We start from the raw sequence: 19,651 nt of genomic DNA, 5'->3' as shown, positions 1-19,651 counted from the left end.
GGGCCCGGATGGGCCCTTTTGTGTATGTCGATCAGTGATGGTCTGGGAGCGCGTAGGCGATGATGTAATCGCCGCGATCCGGTGACTGGCGGGCGCCGCCGGCATTGATAATGATGTACTGCTTACCGGTTTTCGGTGAGACGTAGGTCATCGGGCCGGACTGGCTGCCGACCGGCAGACGCGATTTCCAGATCTCTTTGCCGTTCGCGGTATCAAAGGCGNGCAGGTAGAAATCCTGGGTGCCGGCGAAGAACAGCAGTCCGGACTGCGTTGCCAGCGATGCGCCAAGGGTCGGCATGCCGATTGGAATTGGCATGTGCATACGTATGCCCAGCGGCCCGGTGTCTTCTACGGTGCCAACTGGCACCTGCCACACCAGTTTCCCGGTTTTCAGATCTACCGCGGACATGGTGCCGAACGGCGGCTTCTGGCACGGAATGCCCAGCGGCGACAGGAAACGTTCGCGCATCGCGCCAAACGGCGTGCCCTCCATCGGCACGATGCCCATCTCGATCCCGCTGGCGTCTTTCGCCACCTTCGCGCGCGGCACCATATAGTTGGCCAGGCCCAGACGCATATCGTTGACAAACATCAGGCTGTTGTTTGGATCCAGCGAAACACTGCCCCAGTTCATGCCGCCGAGCGAGCCCGGGAACTGCAGGGAACGATCTTCACCTGGCGGGGTAAAGACGCCCTGATGGCGCATCTCTTTGAACTGAATACGGCACAGCAGCAGGTCGATCGGTGTCGCTCCCCACATATCGGACTCGGTCAACGTCTGGTTGCCGATCATCGGCATCCCTACCGAGTAAGGTTGCGTCGGCGAGTAGCGTTCACCTTTGACGTTGCCCGCCGGCACCGGACGCTCTTCCACTTTGGCCACCGGCTCGCCGGTCTCGCGGTTGAGCATAAAGATCATGCCCTGCTTGCTGGTCTGCACCAGCACCGGGGTGGTGCCGCCCTTGCCGTCAGGCAGATCGTACAGCAGCGGCTGAGACGGCAGGTCAAAGTCCCACAGATCGTGGTGTGTGGTCTGGAAGTGCCAGCGCACCTGGCCGGTGGTGGCATCCACGGCCACGATAGAGGAGCTGTATTTATCGTCCAGCGCGGTACGTTCGCCGCCAAAGAAATCTGGCGTGGCGTTGCCGGTGGGCAGATAGATCAGATTCAGCTTCGCGTCATAGGACATCGCCGACCAGACGTTTGGCGTACCGCGCGTGTAGGTCTGGCCTTCCGGCGGAACACCGGTCAGCGCTGGATTGCCCGGATCCCACGCCCACGCCAGTTTGCCGGTGTGGACATCAAACGCGCGGACCACGCCCGGCGGTTCGCCGGTGGAGTAGTTATCCGCGACGCGGCCGCCCACCACCACCACATTGCCCGCCACCAGCGGGGTGGAGGTCTGCTGATAGTAACCCGCTTTCACTTCACCCATGCCGACGCTGAGGTCGACAATACCGCGATCGCCGAAGCTTTCGCACAGTTTGCCGGTATCGGCATCAATGGCGATCAGGCGGGCGTCGATGGTCGGCAGGAACAGACGACGGGAACAGGCGGCCGGCTGCGTGCCTGACGCTTGCGCGGTTTGCGCCTGGCTATCTGCGTAATACCCTAAGCCGCGGCAGCGCTGCCAGTTGGGTGAAGAGGATTTGGAGTCATAGCGCCATTTCTCTTTTCCGCTGTCCACATCCAGCGCCAGCACTTTACTGTAAGGGGTACAGACGTAGAGAGTATCGCCAATCTGCAGCGGGGTGTTCTGATCTTCCGCGCCGGAGCCGTTGCTCTGCGGGATATCGCCAGTATGCGCTACCCAGGCAACCTGCAGCTGGTTGACGTTTTGTTTGTTGATTTGGTCGAGGGCGGCGAAACGGTCGCCGTGGGTGGTGTTACCCCAGTGCGCCCAGTTTTTCTGCTGTTCGCCTGGCGCGACGGGCTTGACTGGTACCGCTTCAGTCGCGCTGACCAGCGGTGCGGATTTGAACATCCAGCCAAAGCTCACCGCCAGCGCCACGGCGAGAACGGCGGCGACGCCATAGGCCGGGCCTTTTTTCGCCGGTGGGCTGGCGAGGAAAGGCCAGACCAGGGCGGCCAGGAAGGCCAGTACGCCGAGCGCAAACAGGCGCGAGAAGAGCGGCCAGTAGTTCCAGCCAGCGTCACTAATCGCCCAGATCACCGAGGCGATAAACGCCACGGCGTATAACAGAATACCGCCGCGGCGGTTGCGGAAAATCAACACCGCCGCGATGACCATGACCACGCCCATCAGCGCGAAGTACAGTGTACCGCCGACGAGGGCCAGTTTTGCCCCAAGAATACCCACAGCCAGACCGATGATGAGCATCAGTCCGGCGAGAAGCCACTGCAGGATCCGGGGGAATCCGCGNNGGCGCGTTGCCAGTTGCCATGTAATCTCCTTAACCACACCAGCCACCTCACTGTGAACCAAATGAAACATGTTGCTTTTGAATCATTTTTGAATGAAGTGGTTTTAACCTTCATAAGACTGTATTTGTTGCTTGATTAGATTTCGAGTGAACCATTTGGTGAAATCGAGACATGATAGATCTGTTAAAGAAGTTTGCGCAAATGTTAATAAATAATTTCGCACTAAATGATTATTTTGCCGAATATGTCTAACGTCATGGGGAGCGGCGTCGGCGCGTTTGCAGGTTCCCCGGCCGCTGCGGGCCGGGGAGAAAGGGGGGTCAGGCAGGCATGGACTTACGGATAGCGCTGAGCAGCGTCTGCGTACCCGGGGTCAGTGTCGCATCGACGCGGGTTAAAATGCCGATGGGCTCTCCGGCGCCCTGGGTGGCGATCGGCAGGGCGGTTAGCACGCCACGGCGAAGATCGTCTTTTACCGCCCCGGAAGGGACAAACCAGACATAGTCAAAATCCACCGTCAGCTGGCGCGACAGGGAGGCGGAGAGGGTCTCGATGCAGCCGGCGGGCATCTTACAGCCCTGGCTCTGGAGCAGCGCTTCGGCGTTTTGCCGCGGCACGGTGCCTTTAGGTGAGACCACCACCGGCCACTCCATCACCCGACTAAGGGTCACCGTCTCCTGAAGCAGGGGATGTCCCGGGCGAACCACCAGCTTCAGGGATTCAAGGAACAACAGTTCGTAATGCAGCCCGCTCATCAGCTCCGGGTCGGACATACGTCCAATGCCGATGTCGATCTCCCCGGATTTTAAGCCGGCGAGCAGCATGGTGTTGTTCATAGTGGCGACCTGCAGCGTGATATCTTTTTGCTGCTTGTGAAACTGGCCGATCACCGTCGGCAGGATCCCCAGCGCGGCGGTGGGCAGCGCGCCGATGCGCACGATATCGTTATTCAGGCCCTCTTTGCGGTTCAGCGCCTGGCCGGCCGAATTAAGGGCGTCAAGCACCTTAACGGCATGCGTCAGAAACTGTTCGCCGACCAGGGTTAGCTGCGCCCCAAGACGACCCCGCTCGAACAGCCGGGTACCGGTCAGCTGTTCTAGCTCGTTAAGCGTTTTCGAGAGTGCTGGCTGGCTCAGATTTAATGTTTCAGCCGCGCGCCCCAGCGTTCCCTGTTGAGCGACGGCCACGAAGGTGTGTAGATGGCGCAAGCGAATGCGCTGACTGAAGAGACCATTTTTTTCCATAGTAAGATGATGTTAAAAACACAGCGGTGAAAGAGACAAGCGGACTTGTTTAAATTTGATAACCAGATAGCAAAATATTATTAACATTTGGGTTGGTTACATGACAAGATCTTTCCCTGTGGTTGAAAACGCCTTCGCCCCGCAGAAACGGGGCGAAGGTGGTGGTCACCGCGACGGCTAAATATCGAAAAAGACGGTTTCGTTCTCGCCCTGCAGATGAATGTCAAAACGATAGACCACTTCCGTACCGCGAACCTCGCGCTCGGCGATTAAGGTTTTGCGTCTCACCTCCCACTCGATGAGATTCAGCACCGGGTCGCTGGCGTTGGCCTCGTGTTCATCGGCAAAGTACATCCGCGTATTCAGGCCAATATTGATCCCCCGCGCCACCACCCACAGGTTGACGTGCGGCGCCATCAGCCGGCCATCCCGACCGACCACCGGGCCCGGCTTGATGGTTTCAAAGCGCCAAATGCCGGAGGTGAAATCAGAGCAGGTACGCCCCCAGCCGCGGAAGGCCGGGTCGACGGCTTTCTGCTGTTGACGATCGTCAGGATGGTTATAGCGACCCGCGGCGTTGGCCTGCCAGATCTCCAGCAGCACATCGCGGACCGGCGTCCCGGAGCCGTCGATAACCCGGCCTTCAATGGTGATGCGCTCCCCGGCGGTATCGGCGGTAGTGAGGACCGGGCCAAAATTTTTCTCAAAAATATGAAAGCCTGCGGCGTCCGGCGCCAGGCCGATATGAACATAGGGTCCCGCCGTCTGCGAGGCGGTTTCAGGCAGATACTCTTTCATCGGGCGGCCCCCTGAGTGCGATTTTCAAACAGCGTGGCGCGGTGGCCGCGCAGAACAAGGTCGAAGCGGTAGGCCAGACAATCCAGCGGTACGGCGGCGTGCATGTCCAGCTCGGCGATCAGCGTGCGCACGGCGTCGTCATTATTAATAGTCCTGACGATCGGGCACTGCTTAATCAACGGGTCGCCTTCAAAATACATCTGGGTGATCAGGCGCTGGGCCCAGGCGTCGCCCGAGAGAGAAAAATGGATATGCGCCGGACGCCAGTCGCTGGCCTGGTTGCGCCAGGGGTAGGGGCCGGGTTTGATGGTGCGAAAACAGTAATAGCCGTTTTCATCGGTAAGCACCCGGCCGCAACCGCCAAAATTCGGGTCAATCGGCGCCAGATACTGATCTTTTTTATGCCGGTAGCGACCGCCAGCATTGGCTTGCCAGACTTCCACCAGCGTATTTTTCATCGGTCGGCCGAATCCATCGCGCACGTAACCGTGGACGATGATCCGCTCGCCGATAGGCAGGCCTTCTTTGGCATAGTTCAGGATTAGGTCATTATCCAGAGGGCCCAGGTCGTCGCGGCTAAATACCGGGCCGGTGATCTCTGACAGCGAGTTCTGCAGAGAGATGAGGGCGTTTTTTGGCGAGCGCAGGACGCTGGTTTTATAGCCCGGCGCGTAAGCGGGCGGGTGGCTACTGTAATCGCGATGGACAACCTCACGTGGGGACCATTTGTCGTTCATAGGGTACTCCGTGTAGACGGTAGAGGGGCATATTGTTGTAATGTCGCCAGAAGCAGTGTGTGTAAATGTATTGTTAATTTAAAGTGAAATTACAGGGTGTTTTTCATAACTATGGGTTATGTTTTGCGCAATGACCTGGACCGGCGGCAGGTTATCGCCATCACAGTTTGTAAATTCTTCCCCCCGCCGCGAGGCAGCTTTCCTACACTCCAGGAAGTATTCACTGGAGGTAACACATCATGGCGAACACCATCACGGCTGATGAGATTCGGGAGCACTTTTCGCAGGCCATGTCGGCCATGTACCAGCAGGAAGTTCCGCAGTACGGAACGCTGCTGGAGCTGGTGGCTGACGTCAACCTGGCGGTACTGGAAAATAATCCGCAGCTGCATGAACAGCTCGCTAACGCTGACGAGCTGGCGCGCTTAAACGTGGAGCGCCACGGCGCGATTCGCGTGGGCACAGCGGAAGAACTGGCGACGCTCCGTCGCATGTTTGCCATCATGGGGATGTATCCCGTTAGCTATTACGATCTCTCGCAGGCCGGCGTGCCGGTCCACTCCACGGCGTTTCGTCCCATCGACGATGCCGCGCTGGCGCGCAATCCATTTCGGATTTTCACCTCGCTGCTGCGCCTGGAGCTGATTGAAAATCGCGCCCTGCGCGAGCGGGCCGAGGCGATCCTCGCGCGGCGCAAAATCTTCACCCCCCGCTGCCTGGCGCTGATTGCGCAGTATGAAGCAGAGGGCGAATTCACCTCTGCCGACGCGCGCGAGTTTGTCCAGGAGGCGCTGGAGACGTTCCGCTGGCACCGGCAAGCCACCGTCGATGAGGAGACTTACCATGCTCTGCATCGCGAGCACCGCCTGATTGCCGATGTGGTCTGTTTCCCGGGGTGTCATATCAACCATCTCACGCCGCGGACGCTGGATATTGACCGCGTCCAGTCCCTGATGCCGGAGTGCGGTATTGAACCCAAAGCGTTGATTGAAGGGCCACCGCGCCGGGAGGTCCCGATCCTCCTGCGGCAGACCAGCTTTAAGGCGCTTGAGGAGCCGGTGATGTTCGCCGGAGAACACCGAGGCACCCATAGCGCCCGCTTTGGCGAAATTGAGCAGCGGGGCGTGGCGCTGACGCCGAAAGGGCGCGCGCTGTACGATCGGCTGCTGCAGGCGGCAGGAACCGGGAAAGATAATCTCAGCCACCAGCAGCATCTACAGGAGGTGTTTAGCGAATTTCCCGACAGCGAATTTCTGCTCCGTCAGCAGGGGCTGGCCTGGTTTCGCTACCGCCTGACGCCCACGGGTGNGGCACATCGCCAGGCGTTTCGCCCGGGCGACGATCCGCAGCCGCTGATTGAGCGCGGGTGGGTGGTCGCCCAGCCGATTATTTATGAAGATTTTTTACCGGTCAGCGCGGCGGGCATTTTTCAGTCCAATCTGGGCAACGAAACCCAGGCGCGCAGCCACGGGAACGCCAGTCGCGAGGCGTTTGAGGCAGCTCTGGGCTGCCCGGTGCAGGATGAGTTTGAACTATACCGACAGGCGGAGGAGCGCAGCAAACGACGTTGCGGTCTGCTGTAAAATCAGTACCCTGCTGGCATCAGCCTTACAGGGAGCAGGTTATGCAACATCCGTCGAAACCGTTGGCGAAAACCCGTCAGGGAACGCTTGCCGGGAGCGCAGAACAGGGGATTCATATCTGGCGCGGCATTCCGTACGCCGCGCCGCCCGTGGGCCCGCTGCGCTGGCGCGCGCCGCAGCCAGCCGCCCGCTGGCAGGGGGTACGTCCAGCTGAGACCTTTTCCGCCGCCAGCTGGCAGGACATTGACTACTGCCGCGAGCTCGGCGGCGGCGATCCTGGCGCCTTCAGCGAAGACTGCTTATATCTCAACGTCTGGGCCCCGGCCAGCGCAGCGCAGCCGCTGCCGGTGATGGTCTGGCTNCACGGCGGCGGGTTTACCATCGGCGCCGGCAGCCTGCCGCCTTACGATGGCAAAGCGCTTGCCAGCCGCGACGTGGTGGTGGTGACAGTTAACTACCGGCTGGGCCATCTCGGTTTTTTCGCCCATCCGGCGCTGGAACAAGAGGCGGGCGAACGTCTCTATAATTTCGCGTTGCTCGATCAGATTGCCGCTCTGCAGTGGGTTCAGGAGAATATCCACGCCTTCGGCGGGGATGCCGCCAACGTCACGCTGTTTGGCGAATCCGCCGGGGCGCGCAGCGTGCTGTCGCTAATGGCCTCCCCGAAAGCGAAAGGGCTGTTTCATAAAGCGATTATTCAGAGCGGGTATACGCTACCCGATCTGCCGCGGGAAAAAGCGCTGGAAAAAGGGCGCCTGCTGGCGGAACACTTCGCCTTACCGCAAGCCAGCGCTGAGGAATTGCGGGCGATCCCGGCGGAGGCCTTCTGGTCGCTCACCGCGCCGCTGAATACCGGGCCAGCGCCTATTGCCGGAGACGCGGTGCTGCCGCAGCCGATGCTGGAGACCTTCTTTGCCGGCCGCCAGCATCCGATACCGGTGATGATCGGCTCCAATAGCGATGAAGCCAGCGTGATGGCCGTGTTCGGCGTCGATATTGCCGGGCAGATCCAGAAGCTGCGCCGAGAGCGCCGTCTGGGGCTGGGGCTGATCAAACTCCTCTATCCCGGCGTGAAGGGCGATGAAGCGCTGGGGCGGGAAGTATGCCGCGACATGGCCTTCACCACCCTTGGTTATGTAGTGATGCAGGCGCAACAGCGCGTGGGTCAGCCGTGCTGGCGCTACTGGTTTGATTATGTCGCGGAAGCGGAGCATGACGCCTACCCGCATGGGGCCTGGCATGGCAACGAGGTGCCCTACGTGTTTGATAACCTGCGGTTGACCGACCCGGTGCGGCAGTACGCCAGCGAAGCGGATCTGGCCTTCGCCGCTCAGGTCGCTGACTACTGGGCGCAGTTTGCCCGCCTCGCCAGCGGCGAGCAGACGCTTTCCGGCGCGGTGCGCTGGCCGGCGTGCCTGCGCGGGCGGGATCGCCTGTTGCGCATTGGCTTGCATAAGCGCGCCGGGTTTAAAGTGGAGAACCGCTTTATGCGCGCCAGACTGGCGCTGTTTCGCCGGGTGATGAAGCATCACGTGACGCTGGAATAAATCCCATAATGCGCAACTGTCGCCACCGACCGGTGGCGACGTTATCTCACACGACCACCACCGGCTTGATCACCTTGCCGGACGCCGAATCGGCGAAGGCCTGGTTGATATCGGCCAACGGATAGCGGGCGATAAGCTTATCGATAGGGAATTTTCCCTGTTTATAGAGTTGCACCAACAGCGGAATAAACAGCGCCGGCACGGCGTCGCCTTCAATCACCCCGACCAGCGATTTTCCCTCCGCCATCAGGTCGTTCTGCACGTTAAGGGTGATATCTCCGGTAAAGCCCACAATCGCCACCGTTCCCAGCGGTTTCACCGCGTGTACGGCCTGCAGAACGATAGCGGAGACGCCGGTCGTTTCCACCGCGTAGTGGGCGCCTTTACCGGTGATTTGTTTAATCACGGCGACGGCATCCTGTTCCTTACCGTTGATCTGATGGGTGGCGCCCAGTTCGCGCGCCAGGGCGAGGCGGCTGGCATGGATATCCACCGCGATAATCTGCGAACAGCCGGTTAATTTCGCTGCCATGATGGCGCTGAGCCCCACCGCGCCGCAGCCAAACACCACCAGCGATTCGCCGACCACCGGTTTCAGGCGGTTGAGCACCGTCCCGCTACCGGTCTGGATACCGCAGCCCAGCGGGCCGAGCAGGGTGAGATCAACCTCCGGGTCGACCACGACCGCGTTGCTGGCGCGGGTGACCACATACTGGCTGAAAGACGACTGGCCAAAGAACAGGGACAGATCCTGGTCTCCCAGCCGGTAGGGGGTGGTGCCATCCTCGCGTCGGCCGCCAAAATTAAGCGTATTAAAATCTTCGNAAGCCGAAGGGTGGTTGCTTAAACAATTTTCGCAGTGGTGGCAGGCGGCGTAGCTGAGCACTACGTGGTCTCCTACTCTGATGCCGCTAACCGCCTCGCCGACGCTGGCAACGATCCCGGCGCCTTCATGGCCGAGGATCGCCGGCATAGGCACCACCCCGGGGTTGTCGCGCATCACGGCGTCGGTATGGCAGACGCCGGTGGCGACAATTTTCACTAATATCTCGTCCTTCCCCGGCGGGGCGACCTCGACGTCTTTGATGACAAAAGGCTGCTGGTAGCCCAGCGTAACGGCTGCTTTCACTTGCATGGCATGACTCCTGAATGAATTCCCTGGAGAGCGTGGCGGGACAGCCCGAACGGCTCTCCCCTGTTGGCCGCTAACGTGAAGAAAGATAGCGGTTATCGGGGAAAAGTTAGCACCAGGCGCGATGGGAATTTGCGCGAATCGTGCCTAAAAAACGCGCGCGGCGAGGAGCGATACATGGGGTGAATATTCAGCACTGGAGAATAGATTTCCCTTGAATAGTCAGGGGTAAAAAGCGGCAGGCAGCGTGTATGCCCAGGCTACACGTCAGAGGAAATGAAAAAAACAGTCTGTTCCTCTGGACAGGGCTTTTTTACCTTTTTTCTGCTGGCAACAATTGGATTATTAATCGTTTTTGTCTAGAGTGGGCGGAAATTATCACGCAGCGTGATGACGCGTTGCGAATCAATTCACCCGTGCAGAAGGACGCTTTCTCAGGCATGAACCGCAGACGTTTTCTTAAATCTTCCATGGCTGTTGCCGCCGTATGCGGAACGTCAGGAGTCGCTTCCTTATTCAGTCAGGCCGCTTTTGCCGAAGACGCGGGCATTGCCGACGGGCAAACGCGTCGTTTTGATTATGCTGTTCTGCAGGCGATGGCTCACGATCTGGCGCGCCAGCCGTGGGGCGGCGCCCCGCGCGATCTGCCGCCGACGCTCGCCAATCTCACCCCGCAGGCCTATAACAGCATCCAGTACGATGCCAACCACTCGCTGTGGAACAATATTGAAGAGCGTAAGCTGGACATCCAGTTTTTCCACGTCGGGATGGGGTTCCGTCGCCGCGTGCGGATGTTCTCTTTAGACGCCAGCACCCAGCAGGCGCGCGAGATCCACTTCCGTCCGGAGCTGTTTAAGTACAATGACGCCGGTGTGGATACCCGTCAGCTGGAAGGACAGTCTGACCTCGGCTTCGCCGGGTTCCGGGTGTTTAAAGCGCCGGAGCTGGCGCGCCGCGATATCGTGGCGTTCCTCGGCGCCAGCTACTTCCGCGCGGTAGACAGCACCTATCAGTATGGCCTGTCGGCCCGCGGTCTGGCGGTGGATACCTTTACCGATACCCCGGAAGAGTTTCCCGACTTTACGTCGTTCTGGTTCGAAACGGTCAAAGGGGACGCCACGGTGTTTACCGTTTACGCGCTGCTGGACAGCCCGAGCATCACTGGCGCCTACAAGTTCACCATCCACTGCCAGGATACCCAGGTTATCATGGACGTGGAAAACCACCTGTACGCCCGCAAGGATATCAAACAGCTGGGTATCGCGCCGATGACCAGTATGTTCAGCTGCGGCAATAATGAGCGGCGGATGTGCGACACCATCCATCCGCAAATCCACGACTCCGATCGGCTGTCAATGTGGTTGGGCAACGGGGAATGGGTCTGCCGGCCGCTGAATAACCCGCAGAAGCTGCAGTTCAATGCCTTCCAGGACAAGAACCCGCGCGGCTTTGGTCTGTTGCAGCTGGACCGTGATTTCTCCCACTACCAGGATGTGATGGGCTGGTATAACAAGCGTCCCAGCCTGTGGGTTGAGCCGCGTAACCAGTGGGGCAAAGGGGCGGTCAGCCTGATGGAGATCCCAACTACCGGCGAAACGCTGGATAATATCGTCTGCTTCTGGCAGCCGGAAAAGGCGGTGAAGGCGGGCGACGAACTGGACTTCCGCTACCGTCTTTACTGGAGCGCGCAGCCGCCGGTGAGCACTCCGCTGGCGCGCGTTCTGGCCACCCGCACCGGGATGGGGGGCTTCCCCGAGGGATGGGCGCCGGGTGAACACTACCCGGATAAGTGGGCGCGTCGTTTTGCCATCGACTTTGTCGGCGGCGATTTGAAGGCGGCCGCGCCGCGCGGTATTGAACCGGTGATCACCCTCTCCAGCGGGGAAGCGAAGCAGATTGAGATCCTCTACGTCGAGCCGTTCGATGGCTACCGGATCCTTTTCGACTGGTATCCGACCACCGACTCAACCGACCCGGTGGAGATGCGTCTGTTCCTGCGCTGTCAGGGAGAAGCCATCAGCGAAACCTGGCTCTATCAGTATTTCCCGCCGGCAGCAGATAAACGCAACTACGTTGACGACCGGATCATGAAATAACCCTGAGTCACCCGACGCCCGCAGGCAGTCCCTGCGGGCCAGAAGAGAGCGCTATGACCGCAGATATCCCAGCAGTACCTGAGTCGATCCCGGTAACCGACGCGCTGACGCTAATCGCCATTGATGAGCGCTACGTTAGCGACCTGCACCAGCTGGTGGTCAAAAACCAGCGCTGGCTACAGCAGTCGCTCAGTTGGCCCGCCGAGGTGCGCAGCGAAGACGAGACCCGCCGCCATGTGCAGGGCAACGTGATGCTGCATCAGCGGGATTACGCCAAAATGTTTTTGCTGTTTCTCGATAAGCAGCTAGTCGGCGTCCTGTCGTTCAATCAGATCGAGCCGCAGAATAAAACGGCCTATATTGGCTACTGGATCGATGAAGAGCACCAGGGGCAAGGGCTGCTTTCCCGTTCATTACAGGCCTTTATCCGCCATTATGCCGCCAGCGGGCTGGTGCGCCGGTTTGTGATCAAATGCCGGGTGGCGAACACCCGCAGCAACCAGGTAGCGTTGCGCAACGGGTTTGTTCTGGAAGGCTGTCTCCGACAAGCCGAGTATCTGAAAGGTAGCTATGACGATCAGAATATCTACGCCCGCATTATTGACCGCGATGAGGCATTAAAGCGCGCCTAACAGCGGCGTGCGGGTGATGTGCTGCTGGCCGTCAAGCGTTTTCGGGCCGCGCAGATGAATGGCCTCTCCCTCCTGTGCGGCAATCTGCACCTCGTCATTGATGGAGACCTGGTGCTCAACGATCACATCGCCGATGATGACTGTCCGCCCCTGGATCAGCACATCGTCGTCGAGCAGAATCGGACCACCTCGCAGCTGCGCCTCGCCGCCGACCATCGCCCGATGCTTCAGCAGGCAGTTGCCTTCAATCACCGCATTCTCTGCCACCTGCGAACTGTAGCGCACGGTGGGAATGGCATCCTCTCCACGACCGGCGATCAGACGCGCGTGCCCGTATACCCGGGCGTTATCGCATACCCAGACGTCGTTTTCTTCGTTCCCTTCAAGTCTTGCCTGGTCAAACACTTCCGCCCGATGTTCGACAAACGCATGCTCAACGAAGGCATCGCCGTAGATTTGCGCCTGGTGGAGAATGCGCGAGGCGCTGACGGTGGCTCGCTGATAGATCTGCAGGACTTTGTCGCGATCGGCGGTTAACCCGCGCGCGGCAATCACCTGGCAGTGGGGGAGAAGACGCGCCTCGTCGGCAAGGCGACAATAACCGCGCACCTGGCTCTGCATAACCGTGACGTTGTCACTGATCTGCGCGTGATGGCTGATCTGCGAGGCGTGAATGCAGGCCCGTCCGCCGATGGTGGCCTCATGGCTGACCACGCAGAACCCGGTTAAGCGGGCGTCGTCACGGATGCGCGCCCCGGCGAAGACCACGCTGTTGACATCGTAGATCCAGCACTCCCCCTGCTGGCTGAGAGCGCATTCCTCATCCACCCAGCCGCCTTCGCTGCCCGCTTTAACGTCAGCGAAATCAATAAGCGCCACTATCTGGCGCAGGGTGACGCTTTGTTTGCCATGCTCTTCCTCATAACAATACTGCCGGGTCTGTTCGCTGAGACGGTATTTACGCATGGCCGATCCTTATTACTTATGGTTAACATAAACATAGCAAAGATCGCCATAGCGCGCGGGATAAGGTTCCTTTAGAATGCAACTTCAAATTAAATTGATATCATCAATAAAATGAATAAAACGCAAACGCCGCGGCAGGTGCTAAACCTGCCGGCGGGTTATTTTGGCATGGTGCTCGGCACCATCGGAATGGGCTTCGCCTGGCGTTACGCCAGCACCCTCTGGCCGGTCAGCCGCAGCATTGGTGATGGGCTGGTGACGCTGGCGATGGCGATGTGGGTCCTGCTCAGCATGGCGTTTATCAGCCGGGCGATCCGCTTTCCGGCGAGCGTGCTGCGGGAGATGCGTCATCCGGTGAGCAGCAGCTTCGTCAGCCTGTTTCCGGCCACCACGCTGTTGGTGGCGATTGGTTTGGCTCCCTGGTGCCGGCCGCTGGCGATCGGGCTGTTTGTGCCGGGCGTGGCGCTGCAGCTCGCCTATGCCGCCTGGCAAAGCGGTGGGCTATGGCGGGGGAACCATCCTCGCGAGGCCACCACGCCGGGGTTGTATCTACCGACAGTAGCCAATAATTTTATCAGCGCGATGGCCTGCGGCGCGCTGGGATTTTCCGATGCCGGACTGGTGTTCCTCGGCGCCGGGGTCTTCTCCTGGCTGAGCCTCGAGCCGGCGATCCTCCAGCGTCTGCGCAGCGCAGGCGAGCTGCCGACGCCGCTGCGCACCTCGCTGGGGATCCAGCTGGCGCCTGCGCTGGTGGCCTGCAGCGCCTGGCTCAGCGTCAACGGCGGGGAGGCCGATACCTTCGCTAAGCTGCTGTTTGGTTACGGCCTGCTGCAGCTACTGTTTATGCTCCGTCTGATGCCCTGGTATCTTCGTCAGCCGTTCAATGCTTCTTTCTGGAGCTTCTCGTTCGGCATTTCCGCGCTGGCCACCACCGGTCTGCATCTCGGCCAGGCCAGGGGAGACGGCTTTTTTCATCATCTGGCGATGCCGCTGTTTATTTTTAGCAATNTGGTTGTCGGCCTGCTGCTGCTGCGTACAGCGTTGCTGTTGGTCAGCGGAAAACTGTTGCTCCAGGTCGACCGGGAAACACTCCTGAATAAGAAGGAAGGATCATGACAAAGCGTGACGCGGATTATTTTAGTCAAAAATACAGCCTGACCCGCACCCATTCCGAGGTGCTGCATGCCGCGACGATTGTGCCGCCGGGGCGGGCGCTGGATCTGGGCTGCGGCAACGGGCGTAACAGCCTTTATCTGGCGGCGAACGGCTTCGCGGTGACGGCGTGGGATAAAAATCCGATGAGCCTCAACAATCTGGAAAGTATTCGCGCCGCCGAGCGACTGGATAATCTGCAAACGGCGGTGAAAGACCTCAACAGCCTGAGCTTTGACGGCGAGTATGACCTGATCCTCTCCACCGTAGTGATGATGTTCCTCGAGCCTGACACCATCCCCGGCCTGATCGCCAATATGCAGCGCTGCACCGCCGCCGGCGGCTATAACCTGATTGTGGCGGCGATGGATACCGAAGACTATCCCTGCACCGTCGGCTTCCCGTTTGCCTTTAAACCTGATGAGCTTCGTGATTATTACCAGGGCTGGGAGCTGCTGAAATACAATGAGGACGTCGGTGAGCTGCATCGCACCGACGCCAACGGCAATCGCATCAAATTGCGCTTCGCCACCCTGTTGGCGCGCAAGCCTGCCTGATTCGCCGCGGCGTGGGAAGCTGAGCATGGCCCGCGCCGCATTCCCCGCCAGAGCCTGGGCAAGACAGAGACCCGTTGCGGCGAAAATGAGCCTGGAAAACCGCGCGATACCCCTTTTAAGTGATTATTTATTAACGTAATGTTCAGGCAATCAATATTTATAAATCTTCCTTGACGAAGCCNTTTTTTTGTCACAAAACTAGTGGGTCCTATTTGCTATAACGTCTGCCGAAAAAAAACTGCATTTACAGGGATCTCTCTATGCGTACTCGCGTTTTACTGAAAGTCGCCGCTCTGGCGGGAATATTGGCGTTGACCGGCTGTGCGGCGAAAGTGGCGCAACCGGATCAGTATTCGGGCTTCTTAAAAGATTATTCCAGTTTGAAAGAAACGACCTCTGCCTCCGGCAAGCCGGAGCTGCGCTGGATCGATCCGAACTTCAATCCGGCCAACTATGACAATATCGTTTATCACCCGGTGACCTACTATCCGGTACCGAAGCCGACCACCCAGGTAGGGGAGAAGGCGCTGCAGGATATTCTTAACTACACCAACAAAGAGCTGAAACAGGCTATTTCCGAGCGTAAACCGCTGGCCACTACCGCCGGCAAGCGCAGCCTCATCTTCCGCGGGGCGATCACCGGGGTGGACTCCAGCAAAGAGGGGCTGCAGTTCTATGAAGTGATCCCGGTCGCTATGATTGTCGCCGGCACCCAGGCCGCCACCGGCCATCGTACCATGGACACCGATCTGTACTTTGAGGCGGAGGTCATTGACGCCAGCACCAATAAGCCGGTCATCAAGGTCGTACGTAAAGGGGAAGGCAAAACCCTGGCGAATGAGAATACACCGCTGACCGTCGATACCCTGAAGCAGGTTATCGATGATATGGCGGTCGACGCCGTTAAATTCGATCCCTCTCAGCGTTAATCGTGCCAGCGCCGTCTGACGACGGCGCTGTTTTTCTTCAGCCTCCTCAGGCCAGCCTTCGGCGCAGCAATAGCTGTTCCGGTTTGGCAAACATCACCAGGTTACCCAGCAGGATCAGCGCCAGCCCGATCACGGCGTTGCTGTGCCAGACATACCCTTCATAGACGGTGGAAATGGATAAGGCGACCAGCGGAAACAGCAGCGTACTGTAGGCGGCTTTGCTGGCGCCGATGCGCCCAACGAGAGTGAAATAGGCGCCAAAGGCGATGACCGAGCCGAACAGCGCCAGGTAAAGCAGGGCGCCCAGATAGCTGACGGTCCATTCTGGCATAAAGTTATCGCCGCGCAGCAGAGCGATCGCCCCCATCACCAGCGTGCCGTAGAGCATCGCCCAGCTGTTGGTGGTCAGCGTTTCCAGCCCGCGGCGCTGGTGGCGAATACTGAACATATTGCCGAGCGAAAAACCGTAGGTGCCCAGGGCGCTCAGCCCGATCCCCCACAGCAGCGAGGCGTTCAGTCCGTTGGCCAGCAGGTCGTCCCAGAACAGGATGACGATACCGGCGAGACCCAGCGCGGCGGCGGCCCAGAAGCGGCCCGGCGGCTGCTGGCGAAAAAAGAGAAAGCTGTTGATGGCGTTAAACAGTACCGCCATCGAAAAGATCACCGATTCCAGACCGGTATTGATCCAGGCGGCGGCGGTATAAAAACACCAGAAATTAAAGCAGAAGACGCAGCAGCCCTGCAGCAGGCAGCAGAGATGATCTTTCGCGCCCAGCGGCCGCAGGCGTCGTGTGACGAGCAGAATCGCCAGCATCGTGACACTGGCTACGGCGAAACGCCAGAAAATCGATACCGGCGCGGCCACCGGTCCCTGTTGTAAAAAAATCGCAATCCACGTTGTACCCCAGATCACGACAACGAGTGCATAGAGTAATGCGTTCACCCTGGTTCTCCTCTACCTGTTGATGGGAGGAGTATGCCGGCTGCCGCCTGCTACGGCTTTCACCGGTTTGTTGTCGGCTTGCAAATTCTTGCGCTTATTTGCTATCCGCTGGCGGTGAGGACTGGAAACCGCGCCGTAGTCTCCCTAGACTAGGGCTTTTACAGACAATGTGTGAAGACGATGGGTTACGGGACATTTGAAACATTACGGCGACAGAACGCGGTGCTGAAGGGGACCGTGGAGCTGAATTCCGGTATTCAACTGGCCGCCTGGTATAACAATTGCGATACCGTGACGGTGCGCAGCGACCATCATACTTTAAGTCTGTACGTCGCTGATGGCTACGAAAGCTATCAAAAGACGCCGCACGGCTGGAAAAATGGCGGCGGCCCGGATCGTTTTTGTCTGATGCCGAAAGGCGATGAAAGCGTATGGGATATCCGCGGCGATCTGTCGTTTGTGCATCTTTACTGTACCGATGCGCACCTGCGTCGCGTCGGCGAGGAGGTGTGGGACCGCAGCCCGGCGAACTTCACCCTGCAGGAAAAGACCTTCGCCAGCGATGATAAAATCACCGCAGTGTATCGTCAGTTTTTGCTGGCTAACGACTGGCGGCAGCCGGCGAACCAGCTGACCCTCAGCGCCGCCAGCAGCTTACTGCTTACCCATCTGATCCAGCACTATTCCACCGTGCAGTGGCGTTTGCCGACGGTCACCGGCGGGCTGGCGCCAGGCGTAAAGCGTCACGTACTGGCCTGGATCGATGCTCATCTCGATCAGCCCTTGACCCTGGCCGACCTGGCGCAGCAGGCGGGTCTGAGCGAGTTTCATTTTGCTCGTATGTTTCGTCAGTCGCTAAATATGGCTCCGCATCAGTACGTCATGCAGCAGCGAATGGCGAAGGCGCAAAACCTGATCTGCCATAGCGCGCTGCCGTTAACCGAGATAGCGCTGGCCTGTGGTTTTAGCTCCCCCAGCCATTTCAGCCATCGGGTCAAAGCCGCCACCNCCTGACGCCCTCCCAGCTACGGGCGGCGCAGCGCGGATAGCACGCCGTAACTCACCCCGCCGAGCACCACGCCCCAGAAGGCGGAGCCAATTCCCGCCAGCGTCACCCCGCTGGCGGTGACCAGGAAGGTTAGCACTGCCGCATCGCGCTCACTGGCCTGATGCACTGCCTGAAACAGACTCCCGCCGATGGTGCCGAGCAGCGCCAGACCCGCCAGCATCTGGATCCACGCCGGCGGCAGGGCCGACATCAGGGCGGTGATTGACCCGCCGAACAGACCGGCCAGCAGATAAAAACCGCCCGCGGCTATGGCCGCCAGCCAGCGCTGGTTCGGATCCGGGTGCGCCTCCGGGCTCTGGCATATGGCGGCGGTGATCGCCGCGATGCAGATGGAATAAACCCCAAACGGCGCCAGCAGTAGTGCCAACCCCCCGCAAACGACGATCAGTGCGGAGACCGGTACGGTATAGCCTGATGCCTGCAGGGTGGCGAACCCTGGAGCGTTCTGCGAGGCCATGGTGACGAGGAAGAACGGCAGACCGACGCTGAGCAAAAGCGCCGGAGTAAACTGCGGGGCGACCCATTCCGGCGTCACAAATGCCAGCGGCACGGCGGCGCTAGCCACATCCCCGGACGCCGCCGCAATCAGCGCTCCAATCACCAGCGCGGCCACCACGGCGAAGCGGGGCCACAGCGCTTTACACAGCAGCCAGGCGGCGAGCATCCCGCCGCACAGCGGCAGATGATCCTGTAAGCCGGCGAAGGCCTGCAAACCAAACCGTAGCAGGATCCCAGCCAGCATCGCGGCGGCCAGCGAATGGGGAATGATCTTCATCAGCCGGGCAAACAGGCCGGTGGCGCCGCAGATAACGATCAGCGCGTTGGCGAAAATAAAGATCCCCACGGCCTCGGCGAGGGTCACCCCCTGCAGGCCGCTAACTAACAGCGCAGCGCCCGGCGTTGACCAGGCGGTGAGCACAGGAACTTTCCGCCAGGCGCTCAGCGCGAGAGTACTGATGCCCATGGCGAGGCCAAGAGCCGTCATCCAGCCGGCGATCTGCCCGGGGGTAGCGCCGGCCGCGGCGGCGGCCTGCCAGATGATGGCGGCGGAGCTGGCGTACCCCACCAACACGGCGACGAAGCCAGCGAACAGAGTGGGAAGCGGAAGACTAAACGAGCGCATCGATGATTCTCATGTGCGTTATAACATCCATTCACTGTATCATTGTGCGTTATAACGCACAAGCGGTGGTTCGCGCAGCTACCCTGGGAGAAAAACTCGCCGCCAGTGGCGTACGATGCCGTTAAACGTCCTGAAAAAATCAGACAAATGGCGGTATACTTTGCGCAGTAAAAACGGGAGGAAGGATGAATATTGCGCAACATCTGGCGGCAACGCTTAAAACCCTGCGCCAGCAGCGAGGCTGGAGCCTGTCGCGACTGGCGGAAGAGACCGGGGTGTCGAAAGCCATGCTCGGGCAGATTGAGCGGAATGAATCAAGTCCAACGGTGGCGACGCTGTGGAAGATTGCCACCGGGCTGAACGTACCGTTTTCGGCGTTCATCGTCCCGGACGCCAGCGCCGCGCCCTCCGCGTTTGATCCGCAGCAGCAGGCGATGGTGGTGACGCCAGTATTCCCGTGGGATCCCGAGCTGCGCTTTGACCATTTTTCGATAACCCTTGCCCCCGGCGCGCTGAGCGAATCAACGCCGCATGAGAAAGGGGTGATTGAGCATGTGGTAGTGATAAGTGGTACGCTGGATTTGTGCTTACAAGGGGAGTGGCACTCGCTGCAGGCGGGTGAGGGTAGGCGTTTCGCCGGCGACGCGACGCATGCGTATCGTAACCGCGGCGCCCAGGCGGCCCATTTCCATTCTCTTATCCATTATCCAAAAGAAAAAACCGCGAGCGAACCCGCGGCCAGACAAGATGACTGATGA

At 59.6% G+C, this 19,651-nt stretch carries 15 protein-coding genes and 2 pseudogenes; 9 read left to right on the top strand and 8 right to left on the bottom strand.

The genetic code is table 11. The annotated features are described in order from the left end of the window. Window positions 1-31: 31 nt before the first annotated feature. The 4 genes and pseudogenes from VZP09_RS09795 to pcaH form a co-directional block, all read right to left on the bottom strand. Window positions 32-2,405, bottom strand: a pseudogene (locus tag VZP09_RS09795) (membrane-bound PQQ-dependent dehydrogenase, glucose/quinate/shikimate family). A gap of 300 nt (window positions 2,406-2,705) precedes the next feature. Further along, window positions 2,706-3,629, bottom strand: coding sequence for a LysR substrate-binding domain-containing protein (locus VZP09_RS09790; RefSeq protein WP_004143800.1), 924 nt, complete (start codon window positions 3,627-3,629; stop codon window positions 2,706-2,708). Between the two features lie 177 nt (window positions 3,630-3,806). Beyond that, a complete protein-coding gene (pcaG, locus tag VZP09_RS09785; RefSeq protein ID WP_004184258.1) occupies window positions 3,807-4,427 on the bottom strand; it encodes a protocatechuate 3,4-dioxygenase subunit alpha in 621 nt (206 codons plus the stop codon). Then, entirely contained in the window at window positions 4,424-5,164 is a 741-nt protein-coding gene (gene pcaH, locus VZP09_RS09780) for a protocatechuate 3,4-dioxygenase subunit beta (protein ID WP_002907552.1), read from the bottom strand. Before pcaH ends, pcaG begins: the two co-directional genes overlap by 4 nt. Window positions 5,165-5,403: 239 nt before the next feature. On the opposite strand from pcaH, the gene hglS reads away from it, so the two are divergent. Both hglS and VZP09_RS09770 read left to right on the top strand, forming a co-directional pair. Further along, entirely contained in the window at window positions 5,404-6,747 is a 1,344-nt protein-coding gene (hglS, locus tag VZP09_RS09775) for a 2-oxoadipate dioxygenase/decarboxylase HglS (RefSeq protein WP_328795087.1), read from the top strand. 41 nt (window positions 6,748-6,788) lie between these two features. After that, window positions 6,789-8,294 carry a carboxylesterase/lipase family protein gene (locus VZP09_RS09770; RefSeq protein ID WP_023278953.1) on the top strand — a complete coding sequence of 502 codons (1,506 nt, stop codon included), beginning with the start codon at window positions 6,789-6,791 and terminating at the stop codon, window positions 8,292-8,294. Window positions 8,295-8,340: 46 nt separating this feature from the next. Here the strand turns inward: VZP09_RS09770 and VZP09_RS09765 are convergent, their stop codons facing one another. Next, window positions 8,341-9,429, bottom strand: coding sequence for an NAD(P)-dependent alcohol dehydrogenase (locus VZP09_RS09765; RefSeq protein ID WP_328795086.1), 1,089 nt, complete (start codon window positions 9,427-9,429; stop codon window positions 8,341-8,343). Between the two features lie 437 nt (window positions 9,430-9,866). Here VZP09_RS09765 and VZP09_RS09760 point away from each other — a divergent pair, with 437 nt between their 5' ends. Both VZP09_RS09760 and rimL read left to right on the top strand, forming a co-directional pair. Further along, the gene (locus tag VZP09_RS09760) at window positions 9,867-11,522 is read left to right on the top strand and encodes a glucan biosynthesis protein D (RefSeq protein ID WP_002907489.1); all 1,656 of its coding nucleotides are present in this window, start codon (window positions 9,867-9,869) and stop codon (window positions 11,520-11,522) included. Between the two features lie 53 nt (window positions 11,523-11,575). After that, entirely contained in the window at window positions 11,576-12,154 is a 579-nt protein-coding gene (gene rimL / locus VZP09_RS09755) for a 50S ribosomal protein L7/L12-serine acetyltransferase (protein ID WP_032415040.1), read from the top strand. On the opposite strand, the gene ydcK is transcribed toward rimL, so the two are convergent. Continuing rightward, window positions 12,140-13,120 (bottom strand): YdcK family protein, encoded by a 981-nt coding sequence (gene ydcK, locus VZP09_RS09750; protein WP_004175903.1) that lies wholly within the window; start codon window positions 13,118-13,120, stop codon window positions 12,140-12,142. The genes rimL and ydcK overlap by 15 nt on opposite strands. Before the next feature lie 111 nt (window positions 13,121-13,231). Here ydcK and tehA point away from each other — a divergent pair, with 111 nt between their 5' ends. The 3 genes from tehA to VZP09_RS09735 all read left to right on the top strand — a co-directional run bounded on the left by tehA (window position 13,232) and on the right by VZP09_RS09735 (window position 15,758). Beyond that, a complete protein-coding gene (gene tehA, locus VZP09_RS09745) occupies window positions 13,232-14,236 on the top strand; it encodes a dicarboxylate transporter/tellurite-resistance protein TehA (RefSeq protein ID WP_328795085.1) in 1,005 nt (334 codons plus the stop codon). Continuing rightward, complete coding sequence (gene tehB / locus VZP09_RS09740) at window positions 14,233-14,829, top strand: tellurite resistance methyltransferase TehB (protein WP_004891517.1); 597 nt, start codon at window positions 14,233-14,235, stop codon at window positions 14,827-14,829. The genes tehA and tehB overlap by 4 nt, the downstream gene beginning before the upstream one ends. A gap of 260 nt (window positions 14,830-15,089) precedes the next feature. After that, window positions 15,090-15,758 carry a DUF3313 domain-containing protein gene (locus VZP09_RS09735; protein ID WP_004184252.1) on the top strand — a complete coding sequence of 223 codons (669 nt, stop codon included), beginning with the start codon at window positions 15,090-15,092 and terminating at the stop codon, window positions 15,756-15,758. 46 nt (window positions 15,759-15,804) lie between these two features. On the opposite strand, the gene VZP09_RS09730 is transcribed toward VZP09_RS09735, so the two are convergent. After that, window positions 15,805-16,701: a DMT family transporter gene (locus VZP09_RS09730; protein ID WP_004175913.1), complete on the bottom strand. Its 897-nt coding sequence runs from the start codon at window positions 16,699-16,701 to the stop codon at window positions 15,805-15,807. A gap of 180 nt (window positions 16,702-16,881) precedes the next feature. On the opposite strand from VZP09_RS09730, the pseudogene VZP09_RS09725 reads away from it, so the two are divergent. Then, window positions 16,882-17,750: pseudogene (locus tag VZP09_RS09725) on the top strand (helix-turn-helix domain-containing protein). Here VZP09_RS09725 and VZP09_RS09720 read toward each other — a convergent pair. Continuing rightward, window positions 17,727-18,893 carry a benzoate/H(+) symporter BenE family transporter gene (locus tag VZP09_RS09720; RefSeq protein WP_009307732.1) on the bottom strand — a complete coding sequence of 389 codons (1,167 nt, stop codon included), beginning with the start codon at window positions 18,891-18,893 and terminating at the stop codon, window positions 17,727-17,729. The pseudogene VZP09_RS09725 and the gene VZP09_RS09720 sit on opposite strands and share 24 nt — an antisense overlap. A gap of 185 nt (window positions 18,894-19,078) precedes the next feature. Between VZP09_RS09720 and VZP09_RS09715 the strand changes: the two genes are divergently transcribed. Continuing rightward, window positions 19,079-19,648: a helix-turn-helix domain-containing protein gene (locus VZP09_RS09715; RefSeq protein WP_002907473.1), complete on the top strand. Its 570-nt coding sequence runs from the start codon at window positions 19,079-19,081 to the stop codon at window positions 19,646-19,648. Window positions 19,649-19,651: the final 3 nt, after the last annotated feature.

Origin of the sequence: Klebsiella sp. EMBS2024 (assembly GCF_036233805.1) — a bacterium.
GTDB lineage: Bacteria > Pseudomonadota > Gammaproteobacteria > Enterobacterales > Enterobacteriaceae > Klebsiella > Klebsiella pneumoniae.
This window is presented reverse-complemented; position numbering and strand designations above follow the sequence as displayed.